This window comes from Salinibaculum sp. SYNS191 (assembly GCF_037338445.1).
Classification (GTDB): Archaea; Halobacteriota; Halobacteria; order Halobacteriales; family Haloarculaceae; genus Salinibaculum; species Salinibaculum marinum.
The window spans coordinates 2,710,890-2,726,599 of the sequence record NZ_CP147838.1 but is presented as its reverse complement, the minus strand read 5'-3'; the positions used below and the strand labels follow the sequence as shown (position 1 = coordinate 2,726,599).

General features: G+C 67.2%; 18 protein-coding genes and 1 tRNA gene. 9 read left to right on the top strand and 10 right to left on the bottom strand.

The features are described 5' to 3' along the window. Positions 1–8 precede the first annotated feature (8 nt). The 6 genes from WDJ57_RS14460 to WDJ57_RS14435 form a co-directional block, all read right to left on the bottom strand. Positions 9–1,022, bottom strand: coding sequence for a histone deacetylase family protein (locus WDJ57_RS14460; RefSeq protein ID WP_338901520.1), 1,014 nt, complete (start codon positions 1,020–1,022; stop codon positions 9–11). Further along, positions 1,019–1,459: a histone gene (locus WDJ57_RS14455; protein ID WP_338901519.1), complete on the bottom strand. Its 441-nt coding sequence runs from the start codon at positions 1,457–1,459 to the stop codon at positions 1,019–1,021. Before WDJ57_RS14455 ends, WDJ57_RS14460 begins: the two co-directional genes overlap by 4 nt. A 44-nt stretch (positions 1,460–1,503) precedes the next feature. Further along, entirely contained in the window at positions 1,504–2,946 is a 1,443-nt protein-coding gene (locus WDJ57_RS14450; RefSeq protein ID WP_338901517.1) for a single-stranded DNA binding protein, read from the bottom strand. A gap of 150 nt (positions 2,947–3,096) precedes the next feature. Continuing rightward, a complete protein-coding gene (locus WDJ57_RS14445) occupies positions 3,097–3,972 on the bottom strand; it encodes a hypothetical protein (RefSeq protein WP_338901515.1) in 876 nt (291 codons plus the stop codon). Between the two features lie 60 nt (positions 3,973–4,032). Beyond that, a complete protein-coding gene (locus WDJ57_RS14440) occupies positions 4,033–4,701 on the bottom strand; it encodes a hypothetical protein (RefSeq protein WP_338901514.1) in 669 nt (222 codons plus the stop codon). Positions 4,702–4,785: 84 nt separating this feature from the next. Further along, entirely contained in the window at positions 4,786–5,403 is a 618-nt protein-coding gene (locus tag WDJ57_RS14435; protein ID WP_338901513.1) for a DUF7504 family protein, read from the bottom strand. Between the two features lie 119 nt (positions 5,404–5,522). Between WDJ57_RS14435 and WDJ57_RS14430 the strand changes: the two genes are divergently transcribed. From WDJ57_RS14430 to WDJ57_RS14395, 8 genes are all read left to right on the top strand, one after another. Next, positions 5,523–5,595, top strand: a tRNA-Arg gene (locus tag WDJ57_RS14430). Between the two features lie 187 nt (positions 5,596–5,782). Beyond that, a complete protein-coding gene (locus WDJ57_RS14425; protein ID WP_338901512.1) occupies positions 5,783–6,031 on the top strand; it encodes a hypothetical protein in 249 nt (82 codons plus the stop codon). Continuing rightward, positions 6,024–6,326, top strand: coding sequence for a hypothetical protein (locus WDJ57_RS14420; RefSeq protein ID WP_380629567.1), 303 nt, complete (start codon positions 6,024–6,026; stop codon positions 6,324–6,326). Before WDJ57_RS14425 ends, WDJ57_RS14420 begins: the two co-directional genes overlap by 8 nt. A gap of 479 nt (positions 6,327–6,805) precedes the next feature. Further along, positions 6,806–7,414 carry a hypothetical protein gene (locus WDJ57_RS14415; RefSeq protein WP_338901511.1) on the top strand — a complete coding sequence of 203 codons (609 nt, stop codon included), beginning with the start codon at positions 6,806–6,808 and terminating at the stop codon, positions 7,412–7,414. Between the two features lie 139 nt (positions 7,415–7,553). Next, on the top strand, positions 7,554–8,858 hold the full coding sequence (locus WDJ57_RS14410; protein ID WP_338901510.1) for an O-acetylhomoserine aminocarboxypropyltransferase/cysteine synthase family protein: 1,305 nt from the start codon (positions 7,554–7,556) through the stop codon (positions 8,856–8,858). Continuing rightward, on the top strand, positions 8,855–10,063 hold the full coding sequence (gene metX / locus WDJ57_RS14405) for a homoserine O-acetyltransferase MetX (protein WP_338901509.1): 1,209 nt from the start codon (positions 8,855–8,857) through the stop codon (positions 10,061–10,063). The genes WDJ57_RS14410 and metX overlap by 4 nt, the downstream gene beginning before the upstream one ends. Positions 10,064–10,138: 75 nt before the next feature. Next, positions 10,139–10,432 (top strand): DUF7130 family rubredoxin-like protein, encoded by a 294-nt coding sequence (locus WDJ57_RS14400; RefSeq protein ID WP_338901508.1) that lies wholly within the window; start codon positions 10,139–10,141, stop codon positions 10,430–10,432. Between the two features lie 13 nt (positions 10,433–10,445). Continuing rightward, positions 10,446–11,345 carry a ketopantoate reductase family protein gene (locus WDJ57_RS14395; protein WP_338901507.1) on the top strand — a complete coding sequence of 300 codons (900 nt, stop codon included), beginning with the start codon at positions 10,446–10,448 and terminating at the stop codon, positions 11,343–11,345. Here the strand turns inward: WDJ57_RS14395 and WDJ57_RS14390 are convergent, their stop codons facing one another. The 4 genes from WDJ57_RS14390 to WDJ57_RS14375 all read right to left on the bottom strand — a co-directional run bounded on the left by WDJ57_RS14390 (position 11,346) and on the right by WDJ57_RS14375 (position 14,969). Further along, a complete protein-coding gene (locus WDJ57_RS14390; protein ID WP_338901506.1) occupies positions 11,346–11,840 on the bottom strand; it encodes a pyridoxamine 5'-phosphate oxidase family protein in 495 nt (164 codons plus the stop codon). Positions 11,841–12,008: 168 nt separating this feature from the next. After that, positions 12,009–13,031, bottom strand: coding sequence for a lysylphosphatidylglycerol synthase transmembrane domain-containing protein (locus WDJ57_RS14385; protein WP_338901505.1), 1,023 nt, complete (start codon positions 13,029–13,031; stop codon positions 12,009–12,011). A gap of 2 nt (positions 13,032–13,033) precedes the next feature. Next, positions 13,034–14,512, bottom strand: coding sequence for a sulfatase (locus tag WDJ57_RS14380; RefSeq protein ID WP_338901504.1), 1,479 nt, complete (start codon positions 14,510–14,512; stop codon positions 13,034–13,036). Between the two features lie 91 nt (positions 14,513–14,603). Beyond that, the gene (locus tag WDJ57_RS14375) at positions 14,604–14,969 is read right to left on the bottom strand and encodes a NifU family protein (RefSeq protein WP_338901503.1); all 366 of its coding nucleotides are present in this window, start codon (positions 14,967–14,969) and stop codon (positions 14,604–14,606) included. 182 nt (positions 14,970–15,151) lie between these two features. Between WDJ57_RS14375 and WDJ57_RS14370 the strand changes: the two genes are divergently transcribed. Further along, positions 15,152–15,667: a fasciclin domain-containing protein gene (locus tag WDJ57_RS14370; RefSeq protein WP_338901502.1), complete on the top strand. Its 516-nt coding sequence runs from the start codon at positions 15,152–15,154 to the stop codon at positions 15,665–15,667. The last annotated feature ends 43 nt before the right edge of the window (positions 15,668–15,710 follow it).

The window sequence follows — 15,710 nt, the reverse complement described above, 5'->3', positions numbered from 1 at the left end:
GCACGCAGTCAGAGGCCGGGAACGTCGAGGTCTTTCGCCTGTTCGATGACGTCCCGGGCGCTGTCCCGGGGCGTCGCGTCCGCGTCGCGGGCGGGCCGGTACCCGTCAAAGACTTCGTGGACCATGCGAACGCTCTCGGAGAGCGTGTCGAGGCCGTAGCCGCCCTCCAGGATGAACCCAAGCGCCGCGCCGGCGTCGTCCGCGATGTCGCGGACGGACTCGGTGAGGAGGCCGTACCCCTCCGTCGAGACGCGCATCCGGGAGATGGGGTCGTGCTCGTGGGCGTCGAAGCCGGCGCTGATGAGCAACAGGTCGGGGTCGAAGTTCTCGATGGCCGGGCGGAGAACCTCCTCCAGCGCGGCGAGGTAGGCGGTGTGGCTCGTGCCCGGCGGGAGCGGAACGTTCAGCGTCGTTCCCGCGCCGTCGCCGGTGCCGGTCTCGTCGAGGTGGCCCGTCCCGGGATAGAGGCTCTCCTCGTGGATAGACGTGTAGAAGACGTCCCCGCGGTCGAAGAAGATGTCCTGCGTGCCGTTGCCGTGGTGGACGTCCCAGTCGAAGATGGCGACGCGCTCGGCGTCGCCGCTGTCGATGACCGTCTGTGCCGCGACCGCGGCGTTGTTGAAGAAACAGAAGCCCATTGCGTCGTCCTCGACGGCGTGGTGGCCCGGCGGCCGACCGATCGAGAAGGGCGTCTGCCGGCCGTCGTCGCCGGCCAGGGCGCGCTCGGCGGCCCACTCCGCGAGGCCGGCGCTGGCCATCACGGCGTCCCAGGTTTCGGGGACTGCGACGGTGTCGGCGTCCCAGTCGCCGCCGCCGTCTTCACAGAAGGCCGCCAGTTCGTCGACGTAGTCCTCGTCGTGGACCCCGAGGACGTTCTCGCGGGTCGTGTCGTCGGCTGCGACGTAGGAGACGCCGTGGCGGTCGGTGAGGGCGCGCCTGATGGCACGGAGACGGTCGGCGCTCTCCGGGTGCCGGGGGCCAGTGTTGTGGTCGAGGCAGGCTTCGCGATAGCCGAACTTCATTCAAAGTACGTCTCGAGTTCGTAGTACACTTCGATGTCCTCGGCTTTCACTGTTCGCCTCTCGGCGTGGCGCGCGAGCGACGCCGCCGCGGCCGCCACGTCGTCGGCGTAGGCCTCCAGAATCGAGGCCAGCGCGACGCGCGCGTCCATCGCGACCCGATACCGGTCGTCGATTTCGAGCCGTGCGATGCGGTCGACCGGCGCAATCGGGAGCGCCACGCTGTCCTTGTCCGGTACCTCCCCGACGCCGAAGTCCGACGCCATCAGTGTCTTCCGCCCGTCCGCCGTCGCTACCTCGGCCGCGTCGACGGCCAGCGCGGCTCCTCGGTCCTGAATCCGACGCGCCAGCTCTTCGGCAGCCTCGGCACTCACGCGCAGGTCACCGGCGTTGCGCCGTATCAGGTCGTCCACGGGGGCGAACGGTAGCTCGACGCTCATACGCCAAAACGGGACTGTAGCCGCCTTAAGGGTTTCCGAAGCGTTCAGAGCACGTCCTCTGCGTCGAGACGGCCGTCGACCACCTGCCCGCGGGCGGTTATCTCCTCGCCGAGGCGCACGTGCGCGTCTGTCTCGACTGCCATCGTCTCCGTTCCGTCGTCCAGCACCACCGGGTCGCCCGTCTGGACGACGGTGCCCGTGAACTCGACGCGCTCGGACGCGACCGTACCGCCCTCGCTCCCGGCAGCGTCGGCCGTCCCCCCGGTGTCCCCGGCGTCGGTCGCGTCGCTCCCCTCGGAGAAGGCGTCCAGGCCCGCGGACTGACTGTCCTCGCTCGCCGCCTCGTCCGCGCCGCCGGCCGGGATGCTCGTGCCGGTGTCGGCGTCGTCCAGCACCAGCACCGTCGAGCGCCAGTTCGCCGAGGCTTCGAGGTCGTCCTGCCAGCCGTCCTCTATCTGCACGTCGGCGGTCAGGACCTCGTCGCCGGGCGCGAGGTCGGTGTCGGCCTTGTCGCCCCACAACGCCACGCGGATGTCGCCGGTGTCGTCCTGGATGCGGACGTTGCGGACCTGCCCCTCCGAACCGTCGTCGCGGTCGAAGGTCCGCTTCGGGTCCGTCGAGCGCACGACGCCGGCGATATCGACCGTCTGGTCGATTTCCACGTCGCCGATGGGCGTCGTGTCCGGGTCGTAGCTGACCTCGCCGTCGACTTCCTCGACCGCGCCGCCGTCGCCGACGTGGAGTTCGAGGTCGCCCTCGCGCTCGCGGACGTAGCCGTCGACCACCTCGACCGCGGTGCCGGCCGCCAGTTCCGTCGCGCGGTCGGCCATCTCGTCCCACAGCGTCACGCGCACGCGACCGGTCTCGTCGCCCAGCGCGAAGTTGGCGACCCGTCCCTCCGAGCCGTCGTCGCGGTCGAAGGTGCGCACGTCGTCCGTGTCGAGCACCAGCCCGCGGAGGTTCACGTCGGACTGGCCCATCGACAGCGACTCGACGGTCGCCGGGCCGTCCAGGTCGACGTCGATGTCGGCCTCGTCGTCGGGTTCAGCCTTGTCGACGCTCACTTCGAGGCCATTGTAACCATCCTTCGGGCGGCCCTTGACGCGGAGGACGTCGCCGACGTCCAGTTGCCCGTCGTCGATGGACGCGGCCTGTTCGTCCCAGAAGGCGAGGCGGACGGTGCCGCTCTCGTCGGCCGCCTCGACGTTTATCACGCGGCCGTCCTCGTCCTCGCCGTCGCGCTCGAAGGTCCGCAACTCGCCGACGGAGACGACCTTTGCGAGGAACTTCACCTCGTCCATGCCGGGTTCGATGTCGGAGATGGTGCCGACCTCGTGGTCCTCCAGTTCGTGCGCGATGAGCATGGCCGCCGTCTCCTCGTCGGCGAGCCCGTCCATCTGCTCGACTTTCGCCTCGACGGCCTCGCGAAACTCCGCCTCGCTCACGTCGACGTCGAGGTCCGCGTAGATGTCCTCTATCGCACCCATTATTGTACCAATGGCAGGGAAGGAGGCTGTTTAAGCGTTGTCGTTGCCCCGACGGGGGCGCGCTGTCCGGCGGTTCTGTGGTCGGTCGATAGTCCGACCGGTACGTCCCGTGTCACCGTGGATGGGTGGTCCCGCGACCGCTGAAAAAGGTTAGCTCCCCGGCGCGCTCGCGGTGGCACTGTCGTGGCCCGCGCTCATCACGCCCCGCCCGTCGTGGCTCACGGAGACGCTGCCCGGGATACCCCCGTCGAAGGTGAACGTCGCCTCGTAGTCGATGTAGACCAGCGCCTGCGTACAGGCCGTGTCCTCGTCGACGTCCGCACGGTCCGTGGTCTGCACGTCGACGGACAGTTCGTCCCCGGCCGGGTCGTAGGAGACGTCCCCGAGCGTCGCCGTCTTGCACCCGTTGTTCCCTTCAATGGTCCCAGTCACGACGACGGTGCCGGCGGCCGCGTCGAACTCGGCGTCGGCGGTGGTCTGTGCGATGCTTCCCGAAACGTCAGTCACCGTCAGCGAAGCGTCGGTGAGCAGAGGCCGTTCCCCGGTCTCGCCGCGCGGGACGGACTCGCCGCGGTGGGTGACCGTGACCGTCGAAGGGGTGCCGCCGTCGAACGCGACGGTCGCCCGGTACTCGACGGCACCGACGCACTCGATACACACGTCGCCCGTGGACTCTGCCCCGACGTCGACGCGGAGCGTGTCGCTGTCGGCGTCGTAGGCGACCGATTTGAGTGTCGCCACGTGGCAGGGGTTCGGGGTCGTGAGCCTGCCCTCGATGACGACGACGCCATCACCGTCGTCAGTATCGACGCTGACGGTCTCCGCACCGGACCCGCAGCCACTCTGGACGGTCTCGATGGACTGGTCGGTCACGACGAGAGGTGTGGGTGTGGCGGTGGGCGTGGGCGTGGGGCTGTCGCCCGCTCCGCCGTCGTCGCCACCGCCATCGTCTCCGGCCGACGTACAGCCGGCGACCGCGAGCGCGCCAAGCGCGCCCGTCTGCTGGAGGAATCTCCGTCGATCCATACTGTCACTGAGGCTGCCGGAAGACAAGGCAGTTCCGCAGAGTCAAATGGCCCTTTGAGTTCAGGACTGTTCTGTCGTGGTCGGCGGCGCGGCGCTCGCGCTGTCGTGGCCCGCGCTGGCGATCGCGTCGCCGTCGTGGGAGACCGTCGCCTCGCCCGGAAGGTCGCCGTCGAAGCGGAACTGGGCGTCGTACTCGATGTCGGTGGTACACTGGGCGCCCATGCCGCCGTCCTCCTTGCAGTCCTCGATGTCGACGGTCTCGATTGCGACGCGGAGGCGGTCGTCGCTCTCGCTGTACTCGACGGACCCGAGCGCCGCCCGCGTGCAGACGTCGCTGCCGCGTATCGTCCCCTCGACGACAACCTGCCCGTCCGCGGGCTGGAAGCTGACGTCGGTCGTGTCCGTCGCGCTGCCGCACTCGGGACCGTAGGAGGTGAACGTGAAGCTGATGCCGTTCATCATGCCGCCCGACCCCCAGCCGCGGCTCCCGGAACTTCCGGACGTGCTGTTGTCGCCGATGTCCGCCGGTGTCTCCGTCTCCGTCTGGGTCGCCGTCTGCGTCGCCGTCTCCGTCGGTGTCGGGTCGGGCGTCGGCGAGGGCGTGTCGGTCCCGGACTGTGCGCCCACACCGCCGTCGCCGCCCTGGTCGTCGTTCGCGTCGGACGTGCACCCGGCGAGGCCGAGGACGCCCAGCGCGCCTGTCCGTCGGAGGAATCTGCGCCGATTCATGCTCGGGGAGACGGTACCCTCTGAAAAGCCGGTTGGGGAGGTTCAAATCCGCGTTTGAGTCACGGTCGAACGCGCCGGCGTGGCCTACCGCTGGACGGTCCAGGACCCGTCCTCGTCGACCGCGACGACGGCGTCGAACAGCCCCTTCAGGGTGGCCACCGTCTGCTGGTCGTGGGCCTCGGGGTCGAGGTGGTAGTGGCCGGTCCCTTCGACGGTCTTCACGCGGCCGGTGACGACGTGGAGAAACCGGAAGGCCCGCTGGACGTCCGCGTACTGCAGCAGCGAGGTGATGGAGTTGAAACAGAAGGCGACGTGTTCGTCGTCGTCGGCCGCCGTCGCCATCCCCGAGAGGAGTTCGCTGAGTTCGATACCCACCCCGGTCAGGTCCGACGGGTTCTCGACGGCGCGGACGGCCCAGGCGGCGTCGTCGACAGTCGCCTCCGCCTGCCCGACGGTGACGATACCGCCGCGTGCCGGTGGCGCGCCGGCGGCAGCGTTCCAGCGGTCGACGAACTCAGAAGGGGTGTCGGTGTAGGAAACCGCGAGGACGTTGGTCTTCTCGGGCGGGGTCCGCGTGAGCAGGCGCAGTCCGGCATCCGTTCCCCTCCCCCCGAACGAGGGTGCCTGGAGGAGGACGTTGGTGGTACCCTCCAGCTGGGAGAGGTCGGGCTTGCTCTCTCCGGATTCGGCCCGCTCTGCCATATCGGACCCTCGTGATGGACCCCTATAAGAATGCTGATTGCTGAGGTATCGCGTCTCTCGGTGCCGGCAGACCGGCGAACCGTAACCCCTTTAGCCAGTACCCCGCTATCCGGTAGTGAGTCCGGGTAGGGTAGTGGACTATCCTCTTGGCTTGCGGAGCCAGGGACCGGAGTTCAAATCTCCGTCCGGACGTTAGACGGCTTCGCCGTCTTGCGGTTTTCTGCTGTGGCATGGCAAAATAACAGTCATGACACAAGCCAAGTACCAAGGTCAACAACCTCGAACAGCCCGCAGTCTGGCGGTTTTCGAAAAGTGTCAGACGGTCGTACCAACCGAGAGTTTAAACAGAACGCTACGTTAACAGGATGCAGAACTGCTTGTGAGTACGAATCCACTCGAAGCCGCAAAGCGAGTTGACCTCAACACGCGTATCCAGTACGGGATGATGTTCCTGTTCGGGACGCTGTGTTTGGCTGCGGCTATCGCACCCCTGGAGTTACTCACCAAGGCCGTCCTCGTCTCCGTCCTGTTCGGGTTCACCGCCGGACTGTGGGTCTCACACCTCGTCCAGGTTGTCCAGCGCGCGGCTGGACGGAACAAGAATCCCGAGGCTCAAACCGATGAGTGAGATGAGTACGGAGGAGGAGGAAAAAGAGCAAGAAGAGGAGTCACCGTCCGACGCGCAACCCTCCACGTTCCTCCAGAGTATCGAGTTCCTCACCGGGGAAGACCCGAACGCCGGGTCGTTCCTGCTCGTCGTCGGCATAGTCACCATCATGTTCATCGCCATCTTCGGGCTCGTCCTCCCCGATCCCATCTCGCTTCTCCTCACGGCCCTCGTTCTCGTCGTCGCTGTCATCAGCTTCATTATGGGTGCGATACTCGACATCCTGGGGTACTTTGACACGCCAGGTGACGACTGACGGCGGCCCTGGCGTGTGCCTGACTGCGAAACATGTCAGCCGTAACGAGGGACTCACCGGGCTCCGCCAAAACGCGGAACGAAGTGTGTCAACGCGTACTCTCACGAACAGAGTGCTGCGCTCGCCGCAGCCACTCGCTTCGCGGTTCGGTCTGGACGTTCTCCCAGCAGCACCACATTGCGACCGCTAGCGAGCAGCCAGTATCGTCGAGACCCCGCGCAGTGATTCCCGTGCAACGAGGACCGTCACAAGTGATTTCTTTGCCCCAAGTATCGAGAGTGAATATCAGAGACAGACGAGTTTAGTATCGCAAGCCGAGGATAGCGTTATTCATCCTACAATTATCAAATGATAAAACCGAACGCAAAGCATCAAATACAGCTAGGCCAAAAGATATACACCGACAAGAAGTGGTAACCTGAATCACTTCGTGCACCACCCGACAAGCTACGTTTACAGCGAAAAAGACTGAAAGAAAAATGAGTGGACAAGTACAGCGGGTCACCGGAAAGACGGCGTCGCGGATGGCCGAGCAACTGTGTCGAGGGTTCCAGCACCACGACCAGCGAGAGCGCGAGCAAGCCGTCGACGCCTTCGCCGCGGTCGATACCCGGCAGTTCGAACACGTTTCCGAGGAGGCAGCCCAAGAGGCGAGCGTCGCGTACGTCGACGCGCTCTGGGCGAAAGACGAAGTCGAGCGGTCGTGTATGCAGAACGGAAAGATAGACCGGGAAACACTGGACGAGGCGGACTGGAGCGCCGTCAGGTCGGCCTTCGCGCGACGGGCAGATCTGGTCGGCATCGACCCCCAGTACGCCGAGCTGAGTACCGTCGGGTGGCGCAAGCACAAGACGGGCGGCGACTACTGGACGCCGCTCCAGCGCGCGCAGATGCTCGAACTCCGTGCAGCACTGCAGGACCCCGAGTACCCGCACAAGCCACGCTACGGTCAGAGCGGGTTCGGACCCGAACCCGCCCAGTACCTCCTCGGCGTCGAACTCCACGACATGCGGCGCTGGGAACAGGCCCGGGAAGCCATCACGCCGTACTTCGAGCGAATACTGGACGGGCGCACTGACAGAAACTGACGCCGTTCCCTTCTCCGACCGACGCTGCCCGATCCTCCGGTGAGTCCCCTGTCCGACTGCCGTGCCTGTCATTCCCACACGCTGAGATTTTTGCCGTAACTCGTGGTTATAGATAGATAGAGATATATGAGTGTGAAACATGAGTGACGAGCGGAACACGCGGGGCTTCGGGACACGCTGTGTCCACGCCGGGCAGGAGGAGGCGGACCCGGCGACTGGCGCGCGGGCCCCGCCCATCTACCAGACCACATCGTACGTGTTCGACGACGCCGACCACGCGGCCGACCTCTACGCGCTCGACACCGAGGGCAACGTCTACTCCCGGTTCGACAACCCGACCGTCGCGATGCTCGAACGTCGCCTGGCCAGCCTCGAAGGCGCGACGGCGGCCGTCGCGACCGGGTCCGGTATGGCCGCACTCGACGCCGCCACCTCCATTCTCGCCAGCGCCGGGGACAACATCGTCTCGGCGGCCTCTATCTACGGCGGCACCCACGGCTACTTCTCGAACATGGCGACCCGCCGCGGCGTCGAGCCGCGCTACGTCGACACGCTGGACCCCGACGCCTACGCCGAGGCCATCGACGACGACACCGCCTACGTCCACGTCGAGACCATCGCCAACCCCTCGCTCGTCGTCCCGCCGTTCGAGGAACTCGCCGACGTCGCCCACGACCACGGCGCCCCGCTGTTCGTCGACAACACCTTCGCCACACCCTACCTCTGTCGCCCGCTCGAACACGGCGCGGACATCGTCTGGGAGTCCACCACGAAGTGGATTCACGGCTCCGGGACGGCCGTCGGTGGCGTCCTCGCTGCGGGAGGGTCGTTCCCCTGGGAGAGCTATCCCGAGAAGTACCCCGAAATCGCCGGCGAGAGTCCCGCCTTCGAGGGCACCACGTTCACCGACGCCTTCGGCGACCGCGCGTTCGCCGTGGCGGCCCGCCAGCGCGCCGTCCGGAGTCTCGGCGACGGCCAGAAGCCCTTCGACGCCTGGGTCACCATGCAGGGCACCGAGACGCTGGCGCTGCGGATGGACCAGCACTGCGACAACGCCATGACAGTCGCCGAGTTCCTGCGCGACCACGACGCCGTGGCCTGGGTGAACTACCCCGGTCTGCAGTCCCACGAGAGCCACGACGCCGCTGATAAGTACCTGGAGGGAGGCTACGGCGGTATGGTCACCTTCGGGCTGGAGGACGGGTACGAGGCTGCCGTCACGCTGTGTGAGGCGACGGAACTCGCGCAGTTCCTCGCCAACATCGGCGACGCGAAGACGCTCGTCACCCATCCGGCCAGCACCACCCACGCACAGCTCTCCGAGGCCGACCAGCGCGCGTCCGGCGTCACCCCGGACCTGCTGCGTCTGTCGGTCGGCATCGAGGACCCCGAGGACATCGTCGCGGACTTAGAGGGCGCCATCGAGCGTGCGGAGGCAGCATGAACGTCGACGCAGACACCGTCTCCGTCGGCGAGTTCGAGTTCGAGTGCGGCCAGACGATATCCGACCTCGAAATCGCCTACGAGGCCTACGGCGAGTTCACCGGCGACAACGCCGTCCTCGTCTGTCACGCCCTGACCGGCAGCGCCCACGTCGCCGGCCACCGCGGCGGCTCGGACACCGCCGGCCAGGCCCGCGCCTGGTGGGACGACATCGTCGGCCCCGGCAAGGCCATCGACACCAACGAGTACTACGTCGTCTGCGCGAACGTCCCCGGGTCCTGCTACGGGTCGACCGGCCCGGCCTCGACGGACCCCGAGACCGGCGAGCCCTACGGCACCGACTTCCCCGCCGTCACCGTCCGGGACTGGACGGAGGCCCAGCGCGCCCTGCTGGACGAACTCGGCATCCCCCACCTCCACATGGTCACCGGCGGCTCCGTCGGCGGCATGAACGTCCTGGAGTGGGCCAAACGCCACCCGGACCACGTCGAGAAGATAGCTCCCATCGCGGCCGCGGCACGGCTGGACCCCCAGTGTCTCGCGCTGGACGCCATCGCCCGGCGGGCCATCACGACGGACCCCAACTGGAACGGCGGCGACTACTACGGCAGCGACGAGACGCCCACGGACGGCCTGGCGCTGGCCCGGCAGATCGGCCACGTCATGTACCTCTCGAAGTCGTCGATGGAACAGAAGTTCGGCCGTCGCTCCGCCGGCCGGGACGCCGTCCGGACCTTCCCGACGGACCCCGCGGCCGGCTTCTTCCCGTACCGGGACGTCGAGTCCTATCTCGACTACCAGGCAGAGAAGTTCGTCGAGCGCTTCGACGCCAACTCCTACCTGTATCTGACGCGGGCGATGGACAACTACGACCTCGCGGCGGGCTTCGAGGACGACGCCGACGCGCTCGCGGCCTTCGACGGCGAGGCGATGGTCATGTCCTTCACCGCCGACTGGCACTTCACCACCGCGCAGGCGGAGGGCCTCGCGGAGTCGATGCGCGAGGCGGGCGTCGACATCTCCCACCACGTCGTTGACTCCGACCACGGCCACGACGCCTTCCTCGTCGAACCCGACCACGTCGGCCCGCCGCTGGACTCGTTCCTCGAAGACGGACTCGACGGCACCGCCATCACCGACACCGAGGGCGACGTCGAGGAGGAGAGCGAGTTCGCCCCGGTCCACACCAGCCTGTTCAGCGACTGAGACCGCACGACAGCGACAGTGTGACGTGCGGTAGCACACACCTTTATGCTGACACCGGCCCACGTTTCAGACGTCATGAGCGAGGAGGAATCAACGGCCCGCGTCAGTTTCGGCACGAAGATATTCGACGACGACGGGAACGAACTGGGGAAGATTCGCGCCTTCGACGAACACGGGTTCTACGTCAGCATCGACGACGGCATCGAGGCGCTGTCCGGCGAGCACATCACGGCCGGCGCACCCGGTGAGGCGGAGTTGATGTGGCGCTGCTGGGAGTGCGGTGAAATCGGCCAGATAGAGGACATCCCGGAGGAGTGCCCCGCCTGTGGCGCGCCGAAGGAGGACATCTATTACTGGCAGGAAGACTGACAGTCCCCGACGGATGGACGTCCTCGTCTTCGGTGCCGGCAGTCTCGGCAGCCTCGTCGGGGGGCTGCTCGCCCGCGAACACGACGTGACGCTGGTCGGTCGCGACCCCCACGTCGCCACGGTCCGGGAGTCCGGACTCCGCATCTCCGGGGCCGTCGACGAGACCGTCACCCCCGACGCCGCGACGGAACCGCCGGCGGCGGCCGACCTCGCCGTCGTCACCGTCAAGACCTTCGACACGCCCGCTGCCGCCGCCGCGCTCGCCGAGTGCGACCTCGACGTCGTCCTCTCGCTGCAAAACGGGATGGGCAACGAGGAGGAGCTTGCGACGTCTGTGTCCGCTCCGGTGCTGGCGGGGACCTGCACCTACGGCGCGCGCATGGTCGAACCGGGCCACGTCGAGTGTACCGGCGTCGGCGAGGTTGTGCTGGGCGCGCGCGAGGGCGGGCAGTCCGACGAAGCGGACAGCGTCGGGGTGGCCTTCGACGCCGCGGGACTGGACGTGACCGTCGCCACGGACATGCCCCGCCGGCTCTGGGAGAAACTGGCGGTCAACTGCGGCATCAACGCGACGACGGCGCTGGCCCGCGTCGAGAACGGCGCGCTCGTCGACGGACCCGCCGGCGAGACCGCTCGCGCCGCCGCTCGCGAAGTGGCACAGGTGGCCCGCGACCACGGCGTCGACCTCTCGGCGATGCAGGCGACGACCGCCGTCTCGGGGGTCGCGCGGACGACGGCAGCGAACACCTCGTCGATGGCCCAGGACGTCCAGGCGGGGGCGCGCACCGAGATAGACGCCATCAACGGCTACGTGGTCGCGAACGCGACCGACCCGGTGCCGGTCAACGAGACGCTGACGCATCTGGTCCGGGCGTGGGAAATCGGCCAGGACCTCCGTGACGACGGGCCGTAGTCAGTCGGCGGTGGCGTCGGACGATTCGCCCTCGAAGCCCGACGGGAGCCCGGTGTGTCTGATACCCGACCAGTCGTCGACGTCGAACCGGTAGATGCGGATGCGCTCGGTCTCCATCGCCCGCTCGAAGATGTCGGGATGCCAGGCGTTGTCGTCCATCATCTCGGCGTGTCTGGCCCACTCGTTCTGTGGGACCTCGGTGACGGTCCCCGTGAGGACGACGCTGCGCCAGCTGAACGCGGACTCGGCGCTGTACGCGAGGAAGGTTGCGGCCTCCGCCGCCTCCGTCAGGTCCGCCTTCTGGCTCTCCTCCCCGACGACGTACGTGAAGTACAGCGTCGTCCCCCCGTCGTAGCCGAAGGACATCGGAACGACGTACGGCGCGCCGTCGGTCGGCAGCGCCAGCACGCCGAAGCCGTGACTCGTCAGGAACTCCTCGATAGCCGCCTCGTCCATCCGCTCCATTCCGAACTCCCCCAGTTCGTCGATAGTCATGTTTAGTCCTACGAAATACCGCTGAATAAACTGGTCGCGCATTATCGCAGCCTGGGAAGAGTGCGATAGCAGGTGGTCCCTCCTGCGACAGGAGACGAGAGAGGCGTCAACAGAGGGTGATTCCGGCCTGAATGATATCGAGGCGACGCGCTCGCGGTTCGCCGGCGGCTAGTTCCGCCCGATGACCCACAGCGCGCCGATGCCGCCGGCGACGAGCGCGAAGACGTAGCTCTCGACGCGATAGAGCAGCGCCGCGGCGAAGGCCGTCGGTTGCGAGAGGCCAGCAACGGCGACCAGCAGGACCAGCAGCGCCGCCTCGACGGGGCCGAGGCCGCCCGGGGAGGGAACGAGGCCGGCCAGCGTGCTCGCGGGGACGACGAAGAAGACGAGCAACAGCGAGAGCGGCACGTCCAGCGCCAGCGTCGCGAAGTACAGCGGCAGGGCGAAGAAGACCCAGCCGACGTAGGAGTAAAACAGCGCCCGGACGAGCGCCCGCGGGTCCGCGGCGATGCGCTCGAATGACGTGTTGAGTTCGCCCATCCGCCGGCGCAGCGACTCGATGCTGAACAGTTTCGTCCGCCGAGCGACGGGCGCTGCCAGGCGGAGGACGAACCGCCCCAGCCGGAAGCGAAAGCGCCAGGTCCCGGCCGCCAGCAGCGGGACGCCGGCGGCCATCCCCGCCAGCCCGAGCACGAGCGGGCGGACCTGGTCGGGCAGCGACGACTGCCACAGCAGGGCCGCGAAGCCGATGCCGGCGAAGGAGAAGAAGGGAAAGAGGTTGAGGAGGTCGGCAGTGACGACGCTGGCGAGGCTGTCCTCGTAGCTTGCCTCGGTATCGCGCGAGAGGACGTAGGCGATGAAGGGCTCGCCGCCGGCCTGGCCAAGCGGCGTGACGTAGTTGGCGAAGGTGGCCGCGTAGTAGGTGACGACCAGCCGGCGGAAGGCGACGGGGATGCCGACGACGCCCAGCACCACCTTCCAGGCGCGCGCCCAGGCGACCAGACACAGCGCCGTCGAGAGACAGCCGACGGCGACCCAGCGGAGTTTCGCACCCGAGAGGACGCGCGTCAGTTCGTCGAGGCCGACGCTGACCGCGATGAGGCCGATGACCGCGAGCGCGACCAGAAAGCCCAGACCGGCCTGGAGGATGCGCTTGCGCGGAATCAGGTCGCGGAAGTCCTCGGCCGACACGATTACTCGACGTACCCCAGGTCCCGCAGCCGGTCTTTCGTCTCGCTGTCCATGTCCGCGAGCGGGTCGGCGTCGCCGACTTCGTCCCACTCGCCCCCGACGCGCTGTTCGAAGGCCACCAGCGCCTCCTCGACCGCAGCGATTGTCTCGTCGTCACCGTCCGCGAGGTCGGTCACCTCGCCGGGGTCGTCGTCCAGGCGGTAGGCTTCGTCGGCGATGCGCTCGTTGCGGATGTACTTCCCGTCGGGCCGCCGCGCGGCACGCATCCGGGAGTAAAAGCGGGAGTCGGCATCCAGGTCGATGCCGGCCTCGGCAGCCTTCGACTCTAGCTGGTTCAGCTCCACGACCGGCCGGTGGTACTCGACGAAGGCGTGGTCGCCGAGGTCGATGTCGCGGTAGTCCGCCGAGAGCAGCGAGCGGTTGGGGTCCAGCGGCTGGCCCTGTCCCTCGACGCCGGTCGCGTCGAGGATTGTGTGATAGAGGTCGACGAGTTCGACCGGCGTCTCGTCGTCGCGGCCGGGCTCGATGTCGGGGTGTTTCACCAGCAGCGGGACGTTCACCAGCGGGTCGTAGATGTTGAACTCGTGGCCGTAGAGGTCGTGCTCGCCGTGGAGTTCGCCGTGGTCCGCACAGACGACGACCATCGTCTCGTCCCACAGGCCCTCGGCCTTGAGCCAGGCGAACAGCCGGTCGAGCTGGTCGTCCATGTGGCGGATTTCGGCGTCGTAGAGCCCGCGGATGTCTTCCCACTCGTCGTCGTCGATGTCGACGGCCCCGCAGTTGTAGGCCTTCGAGTTCTGGCAGATGTCCGTGGAGTCGACGCCCGGCGCGAACTGCTCGACGTACTCCTCGGGTGGGTGGTAGGGGAGGTGGGCGTCCATGAGGTTGATGAAGGAGAAGAAGGGGGCGTCGGCGTCGTCGATGAACGCTTGCGTGCGGTCGATGACCGCCGGGGTCTTGGAGTCCTCGCCGCCGCCTGCCGCGAGGCGCTCGTGGATGGCGTTGCCCACCTCGACGACGCGGTCGGCGAGGTTCCGCAGGCGCTCGTTGTCGTTCATCGTCTTCCAGATTCGCGCGAGCGGGCCCGACAGCAGGTCCCCGGGCATCACCTTGAAGAAGTTGTCCTGGTCGTCGAAGCCGTCGGTCAGGTGGGTGTAGGGCGTAATCCAGGCGTTCGAGGAGTAACAGGAGGTGGCGTAGCCCGCCCGCGAGAGCGACTCCGCGAGCGTCGTCGCGTCCTCCAGGTAGGGCGTCTCCTGGGTGGCGTTGTGCTCGCTGGGGTAGAGCCCGGTGAAAAGCGAGGCGTGGACGGGCAGCGTCCACGGCGCTGGGGCGGTCGCCTGCTCGTAGACGCGGGCCTCCTCGGCGAACTCGGCGAGCGCCGGCGTCGTCGGTTCGTCGTGGCCGTACACCGTCAGGCGGTCCTTCCGGACGGTGTCGAGCACGACGAAGAGCACGTTCGGCCGGGCGGACGTGGTCATACTACTCGGGCGGCAGTCCACGGGGTTAAAAACCGCGGATTTCCCGCGGCGCTGTTGCTCTGACGGGTCGGAACACAGAGAACAGGGGCGTTCAGAACGGCGCTTCGGGACCTTCGTCGTCGTCCCCGCCGGACTCGCCGGGGAACGAGGGGTTCATGCCGCCGCCCGCGCCGCCGGACATCCCCTCGGAGCCGCCCATGCCGGTGGAGGCGTGGACCTCGTCGATTTCGGGGATCTCCTTGGTCATGCGCGTCTTGATGGCCTGGATGGTCATCGGTGAGATGCCACAGCCCGAGCAGGCACCGCCGAGCTGGATTGTCACGCTGCCCGTCTCGCGGTCGAGGTTCTGGATGGCTGCGCTGCCGCCGTGCATCTGAATCTGCGGGAAGTTCCGGCGCAGGAAGTTCGTGATGCGCTCGCGCAGTTCGTCGTCTGAGGCCTCGGTGTCCGTGCTCATAGTGGATACGCATACACAGCGCGTGGGCTTAGGCCTTTGGTCTCACACAATCGGGTGGCGGCCGCGGCCCGTCCTCGTCCGGTCCGTCCGCCGGCCGGTGAGAGTACTTGGGACGAATTTGGGTCTCATCTGGGAAATTGATTATCGTCCAATAACTCCGCCAGTAAGACGGAGGTACTTCGATGAACTCACCATCTCGACGTGATGTATTGAAAGGTATCGGTAGCACAGGTCTACTGCTGGCCGGCGGTGCCGGCGTGGCGAGCGCGAGAGGGCCGCAGACTGAGGGAGACACAATCGTCGACGTCGCCGTCGCAGCCGACGGATTCGACGTTCTCGTTGCTGCCGTCCAGGAGGCCGGACTGGTCGATGCTCTCAGCGGGAACCGACAGTTGACTGTGTTCGCTCCGACGGACGCGGCGTTCGACGCGTTGGGTGTGACAGCAGACAACGTCGGCGACGTCGATTTCGAGGCCGCAGTCGGCGTATCGCTCGATGAAATCCTCACCTACCACGTGGTGCCCGGACAGCGGGAAGCCCGGTCGGTGGTCAACGTCTCGAAACTCCCCACACTCAACGGTGCGCAAATCGAGGTCGACGGCACCGACCTGAACGGTGACCAGGCCACTATCGTCGACACGGACATCGAGGCGTCCAACGGCGTCGTCCACGCCATCGACGGCGTGCTCCTCCCGTAGCTGCCGCTTGCCCCGCATCCCGGCCCTCCAGCGATTCTCCAGA

Bases quoted from the DNA above. Each gene is read 5' to 3' on its own strand.
- WDJ57_RS14455 (WP_338901519.1), bottom strand. From the start codon at position 1,459: ATGAGCGTCGAGCTACCGTTCGCCCCCGTGGACGACCTGATACGGCGC.
- WDJ57_RS14390 (WP_338901506.1), bottom strand. From the start codon at position 11,840: ATGACTATCGACGAACTGGGGGAGTTCGGAATGGAGCGGATGGACGAG.
- WDJ57_RS14420 (WP_380629567.1), top strand. From the start codon at position 6,024: ATGAGTGAGATGAGTACGGAGGAGGAGGAAAAAGAGCAAGAAGAGGAG.
- WDJ57_RS14440 (WP_338901514.1), bottom strand. From the start codon at position 4,701: ATGAATCGGCGCAGATTCCTCCGACGGACAGGCGCGCTGGGCGTCCTC.
- WDJ57_RS14370 (WP_338901502.1), top strand. From the start codon at position 15,152: ATGAACTCACCATCTCGACGTGATGTATTGAAAGGTATCGGTAGCACA.
- WDJ57_RS14415 (WP_338901511.1), top strand. From the start codon at position 6,806: ATGAGTGGACAAGTACAGCGGGTCACCGGAAAGACGGCGTCGCGGATG.
- WDJ57_RS14435 (WP_338901513.1), bottom strand. From the start codon at position 5,403: ATGGCAGAGCGGGCCGAATCCGGAGAGAGCAAGCCCGACCTCTCCCAG.
- WDJ57_RS14445 (WP_338901515.1), bottom strand. From the start codon at position 3,972: ATGGATCGACGGAGATTCCTCCAGCAGACGGGCGCGCTTGGCGCGCTC.
- WDJ57_RS14410 (WP_338901510.1), top strand. From the start codon at position 7,554: ATGAGTGACGAGCGGAACACGCGGGGCTTCGGGACACGCTGTGTCCAC.
- WDJ57_RS14400 (WP_338901508.1), top strand. From the start codon at position 10,139: ATGAGCGAGGAGGAATCAACGGCCCGCGTCAGTTTCGGCACGAAGATA.
- WDJ57_RS14460 (WP_338901520.1), bottom strand. From the start codon at position 1,022: ATGAAGTTCGGCTATCGCGAAGCCTGCCTCGACCACAACACTGGCCCC.
- WDJ57_RS14380 (WP_338901504.1), bottom strand. From the start codon at position 14,512: ATGACCACGTCCGCCCGGCCGAACGTGCTCTTCGTCGTGCTCGACACC.
- WDJ57_RS14395 (WP_338901507.1), top strand. From the start codon at position 10,446: ATGGACGTCCTCGTCTTCGGTGCCGGCAGTCTCGGCAGCCTCGTCGGG.
- WDJ57_RS14450 (WP_338901517.1), bottom strand. From the start codon at position 2,946: ATGGGTGCGATAGAGGACATCTACGCGGACCTCGACGTCGACGTGAGC.
- WDJ57_RS14375 (WP_338901503.1), bottom strand. From the start codon at position 14,969: ATGAGCACGGACACCGAGGCCTCAGACGACGAACTGCGCGAGCGCATC.
- metX (WP_338901509.1), top strand. From the start codon at position 8,855: ATGAACGTCGACGCAGACACCGTCTCCGTCGGCGAGTTCGAGTTCGAG.